Source organism: Acidovorax sp. NB1 (assembly GCF_005405905.1).
Lineage (GTDB): Bacteria > Pseudomonadota > Gammaproteobacteria > Burkholderiales > Burkholderiaceae_C > Acidovorax.
The window spans coordinates 66,479-81,456 of record NZ_BJHU01000058.1; the positions used below are offsets into that span (position 1 = coordinate 66,479).

At 66.5% G+C, this 14,978-nt stretch carries 9 protein-coding genes; 4 read left to right on the forward strand and 5 right to left on the reverse strand.

All coding sequences use genetic code 11. The annotated features are described in order from the left end of the window. Window positions 1-8: 8 nt before the first annotated feature. Entirely contained in the window at window positions 9-1,046 is a 1,038-nt protein-coding gene (locus tag AvAM_RS24455; RefSeq protein ID WP_137749506.1) for a tripartite tricarboxylate transporter substrate binding protein, read from the forward strand. Window positions 1,047-1,455: 409 nt separating this feature from the next. On the opposite strand, the gene AvAM_RS24460 is transcribed toward AvAM_RS24455, so the two are convergent. From AvAM_RS24460 to dnaG, 4 genes are all read right to left on the reverse strand, one after another. Beyond that, window positions 1,456-3,054 (reverse strand): methyl-accepting chemotaxis protein, encoded by a 1,599-nt coding sequence (locus AvAM_RS24460; protein WP_137749507.1) that lies wholly within the window; start codon window positions 3,052-3,054, stop codon window positions 1,456-1,458. A 49-nt stretch (window positions 3,055-3,103) separates the two neighbouring features. Further along, a complete protein-coding gene (locus AvAM_RS24465) occupies window positions 3,104-4,132 on the reverse strand; it encodes a tripartite tricarboxylate transporter substrate binding protein (RefSeq protein ID WP_137749508.1) in 1,029 nt (342 codons plus the stop codon). 266 nt (window positions 4,133-4,398) lie between these two features. Then, window positions 4,399-6,777 (reverse strand): RNA polymerase sigma factor RpoD, encoded by a 2,379-nt coding sequence (gene rpoD, locus AvAM_RS24470; RefSeq protein WP_137749509.1) that lies wholly within the window; start codon window positions 6,775-6,777, stop codon window positions 4,399-4,401. A gap of 264 nt (window positions 6,778-7,041) precedes the next feature. Beyond that, window positions 7,042-9,114: a DNA primase gene (gene dnaG / locus AvAM_RS24475; protein WP_137749510.1), complete on the reverse strand. Its 2,073-nt coding sequence runs from the start codon at window positions 9,112-9,114 to the stop codon at window positions 7,042-7,044. A gap of 68 nt (window positions 9,115-9,182) precedes the next feature. On the opposite strand from dnaG, the gene AvAM_RS24480 reads away from it, so the two are divergent. The 3 genes from AvAM_RS24480 to AvAM_RS24490 all read left to right on the forward strand — a co-directional run bounded on the left by AvAM_RS24480 (window position 9,183) and on the right by AvAM_RS24490 (window position 13,696). Further along, a complete protein-coding gene (locus AvAM_RS24480) occupies window positions 9,183-10,268 on the forward strand; it encodes a PotD/PotF family extracellular solute-binding protein (RefSeq protein WP_137749511.1) in 1,086 nt (361 codons plus the stop codon). Between the two features lie 18 nt (window positions 10,269-10,286). After that, window positions 10,287-11,945, forward strand: a complete 1,659-nt coding sequence (locus AvAM_RS24485) for a GGDEF domain-containing protein (RefSeq protein ID WP_137749512.1) — start codon at window positions 10,287-10,289, stop codon at window positions 11,943-11,945. Window positions 11,946-12,049: 104 nt separating this feature from the next. Then, entirely contained in the window at window positions 12,050-13,696 is a 1,647-nt protein-coding gene (locus AvAM_RS24490; protein ID WP_137749513.1) for an acyl-CoA synthetase, read from the forward strand. Window positions 13,697-14,016: 320 nt separating this feature from the next. On the opposite strand, the gene AvAM_RS24495 is transcribed toward AvAM_RS24490, so the two are convergent. After that, entirely contained in the window at window positions 14,017-14,928 is a 912-nt protein-coding gene (locus AvAM_RS24495) for an AraC family transcriptional regulator (RefSeq protein WP_137749514.1), read from the reverse strand. Window positions 14,929-14,978 lie beyond the last annotated feature (50 nt).

The window sequence follows — 14,978 nt, forward strand, 5'->3', positions numbered from 1 at the left end:
AGACAACCGTGCCCCAACCCACCCCCGCTTTTGACTCGCCCAGCACCGCGCCCGCCACCCACGGCCTGCCCACGCGCCGCCAGGCCCTGGCCACCGGCGCTGCCGCGCTGGCGGCTGCGGCCTGGGGCCTGCCCCGCACGGCGCGCGCCCAAGGAGACGGCAAGCCGCTGCGCGTGATCCTGCCGCTGTCGGCGGGCTCGGGGGCGGACGGCGCCATCCGCGCCATCAGCACCAGCCTGGCCAAGGCGCTGGGCCAGCCTGTGGTCATCGAAAACCTGCCGGGCGCGGGCGGCATCACCGGCACCACGCAGATCGTGCGAGCGCCCAAGGATGGCTCGGTGATCGGCGTGGTGTCCAACAACCACGTGGTCAACCCCAGCGTGTACAAGAACATTCCGTTCGACTCGCTGGCCGACATCACGCCCATCACCATCCTGGGCGCCACGCCCTTCGTGCTGGTCGCGCACCCTGCAGTGCCCGCCAAGACAGTGCAGGAGCTGATTGCGCTGGCCAAGTCCAAACCCGGCGTGCTCAACTACGGTTCGTCCGGCAACGGCACCATCCTGCACCTGGGCGCTGCCATGTTTGTGGACCAGGCGCAGCTCGACATCAAACACATCCCCTACCGGGGCATGGGCCCGCTGATGAACGACATCCTGGGCGGGCAGGTGCAGCTGGGCGTGGTGGCGGTGGCGCCCGCTGCGGCGCACATCAAGGCAGGCTCGTTGCGCGCGCTGGGCGTGACCACGGCCAGCCGCGTGCCCCTGCTGCCCGGTGTGCCCACCATCGCCGAACAGGGCCTGCCCAGCTACGAGCTGGATGGCTGGATCGCCCCTGTGGCGCCCGCAGGCCTGCCCAAGGCCGAGCTGGCGCGGCTGTACAACGGCTTCAAGGCCGCCATGGAGATGCCCGAGGCGCGCGATGCGCTGATCGCCCAGGGCTACGAGATCAAGCTCGCGCCGCCCGAGCCCGCCGCCGCCTTCTTCCGCACCGAAGCCGCGCGCATGGCGCAGGTGGTGAAAAACGCCCACGTGAAGATTGACTGATCGGGTGTCGGGTTGGTTGTCTGGTCGGTTGGCCAGTCGGTTGGCTGGAGTGAGCTGGGGCGGGCCAGCCAAGCGGCGAGCCGGTCGATGGGCAGGGGAGGGCAGCGCCCGCTCACCTGGCCATGCGACCGCCAGCCCGGTGCCCGAGCAGCAAAAGTTTGAAGCTTTTTAGGCCGTTACCGCGCGATGGATATGCCTTTGTAGCTATTATTTTTGCAGTAATCGCAGGCCGCGGCAGTTTGAAGGGCGTACTCGGCGCTGCCCATGGCGCAGAACACTGTTTCTGATGGCGTTTTCTGTCGGGTTGCGCTGCGCCAACCCGAGCTGCATGTGGGGCGCTTTGGGGCTGCTTCTGGGGCTCCAGCGCCTGTCCAGAAGGCGCTGCCAGCTATTCTTTCGGTAGCAACCTTCAGCCGCGTGGTGCTGGCAGTGCAGGCGCACCGGCGTTGCTGTGGGCATGTGCCTGGTGCCGCAGGCGGAACACAGCCACCGCATCCACCATCTGGCGGGCCTGGCCGCTCAGGCTGCCAGCGGCAGCGGCGCTTTCTTCCACCAGGGCGGCGTTTTGCTGCGTCACATCGTCCATGCGCACGATGGCCTGCGTCACACGCTGCATGTCCGAGGTCTGCGCGGCGCTGGCCTGGCTGATTTCCTCCATCAGGGCGCTCACCTCGCGGATGGACGCCACCACTTCAGTCATGGTGGTACCGGCATCCCGCGCCAGGTCCGAGCCCGCCTGCACACGTTCCACGCTGGTCTGGATCAGGGCCTTGATCTCGCGCGCCGCACTGGCGCTGCGCGTGGCAAGGTTGCGCACTTCGCTGGCCACCACGGCAAAACCCCGGCCTTGTTCGCCTGCACGGGCGGCCTCCACGGCCGCGTTGAGCGCGAGGATGTTGGTCTGGAAGGCGATGCCGTCGATCACGCCAATGATGTCGGCAATGCGGCGCGAACTCTCCTGGATGCCCTGCACCACCTCCACCATCTGCGTCACCACATCGCCGCCGCGCTGCGCCACGGTGGCGCCGCTCTTGGCCAGTTCGTTGGCGCGTTGCGCGTTCGAGGCGTTCTGCTGCACGGTGGACTGCAATTGCTGCATGGACGAAGCGGTTTCGTCGAGTGACGAGGCCTGCTCTTCGGTGCGCATGCTCAGGTCGGCATTGCCCTGGGCAATCTCGGCGCTGGCGCTGGCCACACCTTCGGCGTTGCTGCGCACCCCGGCGACCACGGTCTCCAGGTTGTCCTGCATGGCGCGCAGGGCTTCGAGCAGCCGGGCGGGCTCGTCGCGGCCCTCCACGCGGATGCTGGTGGTGAGGTCGCCCGCCGCCACCTTGTGGGCCAGCGACACGGCCACGCCCAGCGGGCGCACCACCGAGCGGGTGAGCAGCCAGCCCGCGCACGCGCCCAGCGCCGTGACCAGCGCCAGCGCCACCAGGCTGCTGACCAACGCGCGCCGCGCGTCCTGCGCAGCTTTCTCGGCAATCGCTGCACTGCTGGCGGCCACCTGCTGGCTCAGCTCGGCGAGCAGCCTGGCGGGGCCCTGGTCGATGTCGGCCACGTCGGCATCCCCGGCCGAGGGCACAAAACCCAGCGACTGGAACACCTCGAAGCCTTTGCGGTAGCCCTGTGCCATCTGCGCGTGGGCCTGGGTGAACTTTTGCAGCGCGGCCTTTTCCTGGGCGTCGGTCAACTGGGGCTCCAGCGCCTTGGCGGCGTCGGCCACGCGCTTCTCGCTGGCCTGGAAGGCGGCCCAGTGCAACTCGCGCTTGCGCGAGTCTTCGCCGCGCAGCAGGGTGTTCTTCCACTCCAGCACCTGGGTCTTGAACTCGCTTTCGATGCGGCTCACGGCGCGTTCCTGCGCCACGCGCCCCAGCACCGTGGTGTCGTAGGTGCCCAGCGTGTGGTACAGCGTGGCAATGCCGAACAGCGCGGCACCCAGCAGCAGCGCCAGCACCAGGCCCAGGGCCGTGGCCATGCGTGCGCCGATGGAGTGGTTGGACATTTTCATCAGAGGCTCCAAAGGTTCTGCAGCGGGCCCGGAGGGCCTGGCGGTGGGATCAGGCCTTCAACTTGAGCAGGTACACCATCACGCGGGCGGTGGTGAGGTCCAGCTCCATGAACTCTGCCAAATCCTTGCCGGTGAGCCAAGAGGGTTCCCACCGGTTCTGCTTGAGCGTGCGCGTCCAGGACTCGTGGTGCGTGGCCGCCTCGACGGCGGTCAGCATCTCGGCCATGCGGGCGGGCGCCACGCCTTTGCCCGTGAACACGCCACGCCAGTTGGCCATCACTGCGTCCAGCCCCTGTTCGCGGAAGGACGGCAGGCCAAACGCGCTGCGGCGGGACGAGACCCCGATGGCCCGCAGCTTCCCTGCCGCAATGGCGTCGCTGAACTCGCTGTAGCCCGACAGGCCCACGGCAGCGCTGCCGGACACCAGCGCCTCGACCACGTCGGCGCCTCCGGGGAATGGCTTGTAGACCAGTTCCTCGGGTTTGGCCTTGGCGGCGCGCGCCAGCACGCCTGCAAACATGTGGTCCACGCCCCCGGCAGAGCCTCCGGCCACCGGCATGCCGCGCAGGTCTGCACGCAGTGCATCGGTCAGGTCCTTGGTGTTCTTGATAGGCGATTTGGCCGCCACGGCCGCCACCAGGTAGTCGCTGGTCAGGCGGGCAATGGGCTGTATCTGGGCCATGTCCACGGCTGGTTTTTGCAGTGCCACGGCGCCCACCATCACCATGCCGCCCATGAGCAGGGTGTTGGCGTCATTGCCGTATTTTTCAGCGTACTTGGCCAGCCCGATGGTGCCGCCCTTGCCGCCGATGTTTTCATATTCCACCTGGTCGGCCGCACCCGCGCCCACCAGCGCCGCGCCCAGTGCGCGGCCGGTCTGGTCCCAGCCGCCGCCGGGGTTGGCGGGGATCACGATGCGCAGCGTGCCCGCCAGCCTGGGCGCCTTGGGCGGCGCGCTGCGCGCGGCCGCGCCTGCCTGGGCCCAGGCAGAGGTGGCGAACGGGGCGCCGAGTGCGCCGATGGCGCCCGTGGCAGTGGCGCGGGCAAGGATCTGGCGGCGATTGAAGGAGGTCGTCATACGGTCTTTGAAAAAAGGGGGGAGGGGCAGATCGCTGGGTCGGCCTGTGCGTATTGCGACAGGAGAGAACCGAACTGCATGGCAGTCTCCTTCAGCCGTGTGGCAATGGTCACCATCCAAGCTGTCAGTCTGCTGTCGGTGGCATGGGGGTAAACGTGGAGGCCTGTACTGCGCAAAGCCAAAAGAAACGCCCTGCGCCGCAGTTGCGGGGCAGGGCGTTGGCGCCTGGGCAGGCCGCAGTGCGGCCGGTAGGGCTTGGTGCTGGCTTACAGCGAGTCGATGAAGCTGCGCAACTTGTCCGAGCGGCTGGGGTGCTTGAGCTTGCGCAGCGCCTTGGCTTCTATTTGGCGAATGCGCTCGCGGGTCACGTCGAACTGCTTGCCCACTTCTTCCAGGGTGTGGTCGCTGGTCATTTCAATACCGAAGCGCATGCGCAGCACCTTGGCTTCGCGTGGCGTGAGGCCGTCCAGGATGTCCTTGACCACGTCGCGCAGGCCAGCCTGCATGGCGGCTTCGATGGGCGCGGTGTTGGCACCGTCCTCGATGAAATCGCCCAGGTGGCTGTCGTCGTCGTCCCCGATCGGCGTTTCCATGGAGATCGGCTCCTTGGCGATCTTCATGATCTTGCGGATCTTGTCCTCGGGGATTTCCATCTTGGCCGCCAGGATGGATGCATCGGGCTCAAAACCAAACTCTTGCAAGTGCTGGCGGCTGATGCGGTTCATCTTGTTGATCGTCTCGATCATGTGCACCGGGATACGGATGGTGCGCGCCTGGTCGGCGATCGAGCGGGTGATGGCCTGGCGAATCCACCACGTGGCGTACGTCGAGAACTTGTAGCCGCGGCGGTATTCGAACTTGTCCACCGCCTTCATCAGGCCGATGTTGCCTTCCTGGATCAGGTCGAGGAACTGCAGGCCACGGTTGGTGTACTTCTTGGCAATCGAGATCACAAGGCGCAGGTTGGCCTCGATCATTTCCTTCTTGGCATCGCGCGAGGTGGCTTCACCTTCGTTCATGCGCTTGTTGATGCCCTTCAGCTCGGCCAGCGGCACCACAACACGCGATTGCAGGTCCATCAGCTTTTGCTGCAGGTCCTGGATGGGTGGGATGTTGCGCGCGATCACGGCCGACCAGGGCTTGCCTGCGGCGGCCTGCTTCTCGACCCATTGCAGGTTCAGCAGGTTGGGCGGGAAGTCCTTGATGAACGTCTCCTGGGGCATGCCGCACTTGTCCACGATGATGCGGCGCAGCTCGCGTTCCTTCTTGCGCACATCGTCCACCTGGCCGCGCACCATGTCGCACAGCTTTTCGATGGTCTTGGCGGTGAAGCGGATGGTCATCAGCTCGGCCGACAGGGCGTGCTGGGCCTTCACGTACGCAGGGGTGCCGTAGCCTTCCTTGTCGTACACCTTGTGCACTTTTTCAAACAGCTCGCGCAGCTTGTCGAAGCGCTCCAGCGCCTGCTTCTTGAGTTCTTCGAGCTTCTTGGTCAGCGCCTTGCTGCCGCCCTTGCCGTCGTCATCGTCGGCTTCGTCGAACTCGTCAAAGTCTTCTTCGGCCACATAGTCGTCGGCCTCGTTGGGGTTGGAGAAGCCGTCCACGATGGTGGAGATGACGACCTTGCCTTCGCGGATTTCCTCACCCATGTTGAGGATTTCGGCGATGGTGGCGGGCGATGCGCTGATCGCCTCCATCATGGCCATCAGGCCGCCTTCGATGCGCTTGGCGATTTCGATTTCGCCTTCGCGGGTCAGCAGCTCCACGGTGCCCATTTCGCGCATGTACATGCGAACGGGGTCGGTGGTGCGGCCGAATTCCGAGTCCACGGTGGACAGAGCGGCTTCGGCGGCTTCTTCGGCTTCTTCCTCGGTGGCGCCAGCGGGGGCGTTGTCCGTGATGATCAGCGCTTCGGCATCGGGCGTCTGCTCGTACACCGCAACGCCCAGGTCGTTCAGCGTGGTGATGACGGCTTCGAGGGTTTCGGCATCGACCAGCTTGTCGGGCAAGTGGTCGTTGATTTCAACGTGCGTGAGGTAGCCGCGCGTCTTGCCCAGCTTGATCAGGGCCTTCAGGCGCTGGCGGCGCTTTTGCATGTCTTCTTCGGACAGGACGGTTTCGTCCAGACCGAATTCCTTCATCAAGGCGCGTTCCTTCGCCTTGCTGATCTTCATGCGCAGGGGCTTGACCTTCTCGACCGTGGCGGCCGCTTCAGGGGTCTCTTCGACTTCGCCTTCGAGGTCCGACTCAATGTCGGACAGGTCGGTGTCGTCACCGCCTTCGTCACCGGCGGCGGCAGCCTTGGGCTTGCGGCCGCGCTTGGCGGGGGCTTTGGCTTCTGCGGTGCCTGCGGCCTTGGCAGGGCGGCCGGGGCGCTTCTTCGGGGTTTCCTCTTCGTCGGCGGCAGCGGCGACAGCCTTGGCGCGGGCAGGTTTTTTCTTCAGCAGCTCATCGGCAGCTTTGATCAGCTCGGCGGTACTTTTCACGGACACAGTTTTGACTTTCTTGGCTGCTGGAGCGGGCGCGGCGGCTGCAGGCTTCTTGGCCGGAGCTTTCGCAGTTGCTTTGGCAGCAGGGGTGGGAACAGCCTTTGCGGCAGTGCCTGGAGCAGACTTGGGCGGCTTCGCGGACTTTTGAGCGGGCATGGAACAACCTCAGAATCAAAAACGGACACACAAAGAAATCGCAAGCGCCACAGATCCCGGCGCGGGTGGCGGTGCGAAGCTGAACGGTCTTCGCACTTCGAGGGGAGGCCCTCAGCGGCAAGATGTCTGGGCGATCATTTGGTGTGCAGTCCTTGCGATAAGTGGGCCCATCAGCGCATAGGTGCGCGTTTGTCACGGTGGCCCGGCTCGGAGGTGCTGCTGTCGCTCTTGCCTAACCCTACATTATGCCATGTGCCGAAATTTTCAAGCCTTTGGCTGGTGGAGGCCCAACAAGATCTTGCGTTTTTGCTCCAGGGCGCGGTAGCGCTCCAGGGCCGTGGGGTCCTGGGCGGCTTGCAGCATCAGCAGCTTTTGCTGCTCGGCAATGTCTTCGATGAGCATGCGGTTCAGCAGGTCGCGCAGCTCCAGCCGGAGTTCGGCCAACTCGCCCTCAGTCTGGGCATGGGCTCCGGTCATCACCTTCACCGCCAGGTCTTCGCATTCGTGGTCACGAAGGCTCTCGCGCAGCACCGCCCAGGCCAGGGGGCCATGTTCGTGAAACTGCGCCTCCAGCCAGGTGAACAGCGGGCCGTGGGGCGAGGGCTGCGCGCACAGGGCCGTATGGTCGTCGTGGGTCAGCTCTTCCAGAAACGCCATGTGCGACAGCAGCAGCCGCGCAGCGTGGTCGGCCCGGCCCATGGCGGGCGTGCGGGGCAGGCGCGGCTGTGGCGGCCAGGGGGCATCGTTGTCCCGCTTGCTCCACTTGCCGTTGCTGTCCTTTTTCCAGCCGCCACCGCCACTGTTCTTGCGGAAGGGGGGCTTGCCGCCGCCATAACCTCCAGCGCCCGGGGGCTCGTGGCCGCCAGATGCGCCGCCCCCGCCACCCACGTACTCGGGCTCGTGGTGAGGCTGCCAGCCGTCCAGGTCGGGGGGCGGTGTTTCGCCCCATGGGGGCTCGTCGGCATAGGGGTTGGATGCCTGCGGCGGCGCCTGGGTGCGTGGCGCGGGGGCCGCAGTGCGCGCGGGTTCGCGGCCACTGCCGGAGTTCCACAGCTCCGACAGGTCGCGCGCGTTGAGCTGCGTGAGTTCGGCCAGTTCGCCCAGCAGCTGGCGCTTGAGCACGCCATCGGGCAGGGCCGTCCACAGCGGGCGGGCGTTGCTCGCCATGTGGGCACGGCCCTCTGCAGTGGCCAGGTCGCAGCCATCGCTGGCCGATTCGATCAGAAAGCGGCTGAGCGGCACGGCGTTGCCCACATGCTGGGCAAAGGCGTCCGTACCGTTGGCACGGATGAAGCTGTCCGGGTCGTGCTCTGCGGGCAAGAACAGAAACTTGATGCTGCGCGTGTCGGTGGCGTGGGGCAGGGCCCCGTCCAGCGCCTTGCGCGCGGCGCGGCGGCCCGCGTTGTCGCCGTCAAAGCTGAACACCACCGCATCCGTAAAACGCAGCAGCTTGTGCACATGCTCGGGCGTGCAGGCCGTGCCCAGGGTGGCCACGGCGTTCGGGAACCCGAGCTGCGCCAGCGCCACCACGTCCATGTAGCCTTCGGTGACCAGTGCGTAGCCATGCTCGCGGATGGCGGTGCGGGCCTCGAACAGGCCATACAGCTCGCGCCCCTTGTGGAACACCGGCGTTTCGGGTGAGTTGAGGTACTTGGGTTTGTCGTCGCCCAGCACCCGGCCGCCAAAGCCGATGCACTCGCCCTTGACGTTGCGGATGGGGAACATCACCCGGTCGCGGAACCGGTCGTAGCGCTTGTCCTGCCCTTCTTCGCCCACGATGACCAGGCCACTTTCTTCCAGCAGCGGGTCGTCGTAGCGCGGGAAGACACTGGCCAGGCTGCGCCAACCCTCGGGCGCGTAGCCCAGGCCGTAGCGCTTGGCCACTGCGCCCGATACGCCCCGGCCCTTGAAGTAGCCAATCGCCCGCTGCGACTCGCGCAGGTGGCGGCGGTAGGCATCGGCGGCTTTTTCGAGCACATCGCTTAGCGTGGCCTGTTTCTGGCGGGCGGCGGCGGCGCGTTCGCGCTCCTGGGGCGAGATGTCGTCGTCGGGCACCTGCAGCCCCACGCCCTGGGCCAGGTCCTGCACCGCCTCGACAAAACCCATGCCTGCGTGGTCCATCAAGAAGCTGATGGCGTTGCCGTTTTTGCCGCAGCCAAAGCAGTGATAGAACTGTTTGGCAGGGCTGACGCTGAAAGATGGCGACTTTTCCCCGTGAAAAGGGCACAGTCCCATGAAATTGGCCCCACCCTTCTTCAGCTGAACGTAGCGGCCCACGATGTCCACCACATCGACACGGGCAAGCAGTTCCTGAATGAAAGACTGAGGGATCGTCACGCGGTGTATTGTCCGCGTAAACTGTTTGTTACCAGTTATTACAAAACGGGGCTTTCGGCATGGCAGGCATGGCGTGGCAGCAGGCAGCAGTCATTGGGACGCAGCAGACGCGGCGCCGCAGTGTGGCGGCAGCGCTGCTGGCCGTGGGCCTGGGGGCTTTTTTGCCTGCCACGGCGCAAGCCGCCACCGTTCTGCGCGTGCTGGCGTGGCCGGGCTATGCCGACCCCGACCTGGTGGCCGTGTTCGAGAAGCGCCACGGGGTCAAGGTCGAGATCACCACCGTGGCCTCTGACGACACCCTGCGCGCCAAGCTGGCCAGCCCGGGTGGCCCCGGCTTTGACCTGGTGGCCGCCAATACCGCCGAAATCGCGCGTTTGGTGGCCCAGAAGATGCTGGCACCGTTGCCTGTAAGCAACATTCCGAACGCGGCACGCCAGTTGCCGCGCTTTCGGCAGCTGCAGTCCATTGCAGGCATCACGGCAGGGGGCGAGGTGTATGCCATGCCCTTCACCTATTCCGAGATGGGGCTGGTTTACGACCGCCAGCAGTTCAGCACGCCCCCGGACTCGATTGCCATGCTGTGGGACCCGCGCTGGCAGGGCAAGGTGCTGGCGTTTGATGGCAGCAGCCACGGGTTTTCGCTGGCCGCCATGTACCGGGGGCTGGCGCCGTTTCGCATCGAGACCGACCGTTTCAGCCCGCTGGCCAAGGACCTGGTGGCCCTGCGCCGCAACGTGCGTTCGTTCTACAGCCTGCCCGAGGAGTCTGTGGAGCTGTTCCGCAAACACAAGGTGGCCGTGATGCACGCCAACTACGGCCAGCAGCAGCTCAAGCAACTGCGCGATGCGGGGCTGGACGTGGGCTACGTGCTGCCCAAGGAAGGCGCGCTGGCCTGGCTGGACTGCTGGGCCATCACCCGCCGCTCCACCCAGGTGGCCCTGGCCACCGAGTGGATCAACTACATGCTCGACCCGGCGCTGAGCCGCGAATTCACCCGGCGCCAGGGGCTGGCCAACACGCTGGAGGAGCCACCTGCCCTGTCGGGGGATGCTCCCATGGGCCCCATCGTCTGGCTGGAGCCGGTGGAGGACGAAACCCGGCGCGCACAGCTGTGGCAGCGCATTGTGGCGGGCGACCGCCCGGCGAGGTTCTGACGCATGGGCCTGCCGCGCATGACATGGAGCATTGCCCTGCGGCTGGGGGCCTTGCTGGCCTCGTTCAGCGTTTTTGCAGCCATCCTGGCGGGCTACTACACCTTCGATTCGAGCCGGGACCGCCTGCAGGGGCGGGCCGAGCGCGCCCTCATGGCCACCACGCAGGTGCTGGCGCGCCACATGCAGGCCGGGTTTGGCACGGTGGCGCGTGATACCTCCTTCCTGGCCAGCGTGGCGGCCCAGGAGCCAGACCAGGCCCGCCTGGCCGAGATCTTCCGCGCCAGCCTGGTTGCGCACCCGAGCTACCTGCAGATCCGCTTCATCAGCGCCCGGGACTATGGCCTGGAGCTGGTGCGCATCGACCGCCAGGGCGGAGTGCCCGTGCGGATTGCCGACGACGCACTGCAGGAGAAGGCGCACTTCCCGTTTGTTTTCGAGGCCCTGGCGCTCGCGGCGGGCGAAGTCTATGTGTCCGAATTCGGTATCAACCACGAAAGCTCGCCCGGCGAGGACGCGGTGCCGGTGTTCAACATGGCCTCGCCCGTGGTGATGGGCGGGCAGGTGCAGGGTGTGGTGGTGGTGCGCGTGGCGGCGGAGCCGTTCTTGCGCAACTTCGACGCCGCGCTGCCCACGCCCTATGGGTTCTACCTCAGCAACCGCTGGGGCGACTTTCTGGTGCATCCCGATGCCACCCAGACCTTTGGCTTTGACCGGGGCCAGCGCATCCTGATCCAGGAGGCTTTTGCTCCAGTGGCGGCACTGGTTGATGGGCGTGCCCAGGAGGCCGTGCTCAGTCGGCCCGCCACCACCGAGGACGAGGCACGCGTGTTCTCCTTCGTGCGCATGCCCTTTGGTGGTGAGGAAGAAGGGCGCTTCATGGTGGTGGGCCTGTCGCAGCCCCTGGCCGCCGTGCAGGGCGAGGTGCTGGACCTGGGCCGCAGCATCCTCAAGATACTGCTGGTGCTCAGCCTGGTGGGCGTGGCGCTGGCGGCGGGGGTATCGCGTGTGGTCACGCAGCCCTTGCAGGCCATGGTGGCGGCCGCGCAGGCGTTCTCGCGGGGGCAGACGCATGGGGCGCTGCCCGTGCACCGCAAGGACGAGGTGGGCGACCTGGCCCGCAGCTTCCATGACATGGAGCAGCAGATCAGCCGCCAGATCACCGAGCTGAACGCCAGCCGCGACGCCATGGCCCACCTGGCGCACCACGACGCCCTCACCGGTTTGCCCAACCGCCGCATGTTCGAGCAGCGCCTGGCGCAGGCGCTGGAACTCTCGCGCCGCAGCGGCCGCGACTGCGCCCTGCTGTTTGTGGACCTGGACGACTTCAAGGCCATCAACGACACGCGCGGCCACGCCGTGGGCGACCTGGTGCTGCAGGCCGTGGCCCGCGTCATCCTGGGTGCCGTGCGGCAAGCCGACACCGTGGCCCGGCTGGCGGGCGACGAGTTCACCGTGCTGTGCGAAAACGTGGACTCGGAAGAGGCCGCGCTGCAGATCGTGGCCAAGCTGGAGCAGGCCTTTGCGCCGCCGCTCGACATCGAGGGCCAGCCCTTCCCGGTGCGCGCCAGCATTGGCGTGAGCCTGTTCCCGCGCGATGCCCAGGACGCGCACACGTTGCTGGCCAGCGCCGACGCGGCCATGTACCGTGTCAAGCAAGGTCACCGCCGAAGGCTGTGAGTCGGCGCCCTGGCGCTGGGTTTGCGCACCGTGTTGCCTTCGTGTCAGCCTGCGGCGCTAGGCTCCATAACGTTCACTTCAGGTTCACCTTCTTGCACCCACCCATGACCTCCATCTTTGACCAGCACCTGCCCCGCAACGAAGCCAACTTTGCCTCCCTGTCGCCCCTGTCGTTCATCGAACGCACGGCCGAGGTCTACCCCGACCGCCTGGCCATCGTGCACGGTGACTTGCGCCAGACCTGGGCCCAGACCTACGCACGCTGCCGCCAGCTGGCCAGCGCACTGACCCAGGCGGGCATCGGCAAGAACGACACCGTGGCCGTGATGCTGCCCAACACGCCCCCGATGGTGGAGGCGCACTTTGGCGTGCCCATGGCAGGTGCCGTGCTCAACACCCTCAACACCCGGCTTGACCCCGAGGCCATCGCCTTCATGCTGGACCACGGCGAGGCCAAGGCCGTGATCGTGGACCCGGAATTCACTGGCACCATGGCCAAGGCACTGGCCCTGCGCACCGCCACTACGCCTATCCGCGTGATCGAGGTGCAGGACGCGCTGTACGGCTCCGCCGTGCAAAGCCTGGGTGGCACCGACTACGACGCCTTTGTAGCCAGCGGCGACGCCTCCTTTGCCTGGAGCCTGCCCGCCGACGAGTGGGATGCGATTGCGCTCAACTACACATCCGGCACCACCGGCAACCCCAAGGGCGTGGTCTACCACCACCGGGGCGCGGCCACCAACGCCATCAGCAACGTGCTGGAGTGGGACATGCCCAAGCACGCGGTCTACCTGTGGACGCTGCCCATGTTCCACTGCAACGGCTGGTGCTTTCCGTGGACCATTGCGGCGCGCGCTGGCGTCAACGTGTGCCTGCGCCGGGTGGACGCCCAGGCCATCTTCGACGCCATCCGCACCCACGGCGTCACGCACTACTGCGGCGCGCCCATCGTGCATGGGCTGCTGGTCAATGCGCCCGAGGCGATGAAGGCGGGCGTTCCTGCAGGCGTCAAGGCCATGGTGGCAGGCGCTGCGCCCCCGGCGTCGATGATCGAAGGCATGGAAAAGATGGGCTTCGATTTGACCCATGTGTACGGCCTGACCGAGGTGTATGGTCCCGCTACCGTGTGCGCCAAGCACGAGGCTTGGGATGCCCTGGACATCGGCGAGCGCGCCCGCCTCAACGCCCGCCAGGGCGTGCGCTACCACCTGGAGCGCGACGTGCGCGTGCTCGACCCCGAGACGATGCAACCCGTGCCGCAGGACGGCGAAACCATGGGCGAGATCATGTTCAAGGGCAACATCGCCATGAAGGGCTACCTCAAGAACCCCAAGGCCACCGACGAAGCCTTTGCGGGCGGCTGGTTTCACAGCGGCGACTTGGCCGTGCAGTACCCCGACGGCTACATCAAGATCAAAGACCGCAGCAAAGACATCATCATCTCCGGCGGCGAAAACATCTCCTCCATCGAAGTCGAAGACGTGCTCTACCGCCACCCCGACGTGCTGGCCGCCGCCGTGGTGGCAAAGCCCGACCCCAAGTGGGGCGAGACGCCCTGCGCCTTTGTGGAGCTGAAGGCCGGCGCGCAGACCACGCCCGAAGACATCGTGGCGCACTGCAAGAAGCATCTGGCGGGCTTCAAGGTGCCGCGCGCCGTGGTGTTTGGCGAGCTGCCCAAAACCAGCACCGGCAAGATCCAGAAGTTCGAGCTGCGCAAGCAGGCCGGGTCGGCCGCGGCGATTGATATGTGAGCGGCGCAGGCGCGGCGGGTGCCGCCTGCCGGCGCGCACCAGGCTTGCGTCTCATTGAGTTGATTGCTATATATTTAATAGCTGTAAATGCTTGATGGTCGCGCGGAGAAGGCCTTTTTACTGAATGAATAGGTGTCTTGGGTGGTGCGATTTCGATAATGCGCCCAACACCCCTGCTGCACCCGGCTGTGGCTCCCTCTCCCCTTGCGGGAGAGGGCGGGGGAGAGGGGTGTTCGGAGGGCGCAGCGCTTGTGCGCCCCTCTCCCCAACCCTCTCCCGCGTGGGGAGAGGGAGTCAAAACCCCCTCGCAGCCAAGCGCTTCAAGACTCTGCATCTGCCGCGTCCACCACATCCAACGCCTCTAGCCACGCCCGCACCGACAACCCCAGCTTTTGCGCAAACACCCGTGACAGCGCCGACGGGTTGGCATAACCCAGCTCGTTGGCAATCGACTTCAGCGACCGGCCGCTGCGCAGGTGCGCCTGCGCCAGCGTCAGCCGCCAGTGCACCAGGTAGTCCGCCGGTGTCTCGCCCACCACGGTCTTGAAGCGCGCGGCAAACGCGCTGCGCGACAGGCCTGCCTGCTGCGCCATCTGCTCCAGGCTCCACGCCTCACCGGGGGCTGCGTGCAGCGCCGTCAGGGTGCGCGCCAGGGCCGGGTCGGCCAGGCCGGTGAGCAAGCCCGGCGGCATCTGCGCCTGTTGCGGGTGGTCCAGCAGCCAACGCAGCAGCTGCAGTAGCACCACTTCAAACAAACGGTCCGCCAGCACGCGGTGGCCGCAGCGCAGGCGGTCGGTTTCGGCAAACAGCAGGTCCAGCGACTGCTGCAGCCCGTCCACCGCGCCCAGCGGCAGCACCACCAGCGGGGGCAGGGCGCGGGCCAGCGGGTGGCTGGCGCCGCCGTCAAAGTCCAGCGCAGCGCAGGTGAAGTCCGAGCCCTCGGTAGGCGCGTTGTGAAAGAAGTGCTCCAGCGGCCGCGCATAGAACAGCAGGCTGGGCTCGTACACCTCCAGCCGCTCGGGCGGGCCCGCCTGGGGCTGGTGCGTGACCACCATCTCGCCCCGGCGCAGCACATGCAAAAAGCCCCGGCCCGGCGCCGCCGCAAAGTGCGTCACGCCACACAGCGGCCCGTTGTGGAACAGGTGCGCCCGCACCCGAAAGCGCTCCAGCAGCGGCGACAACCGGTCGAGCGGGGTGGAGGCCTGCGCGGGTGTGGTGACGGGTGTTGGCATGGTTTGGATGATTTGGTATGAATTATGGATTTTATGTGCCAAATGGTACG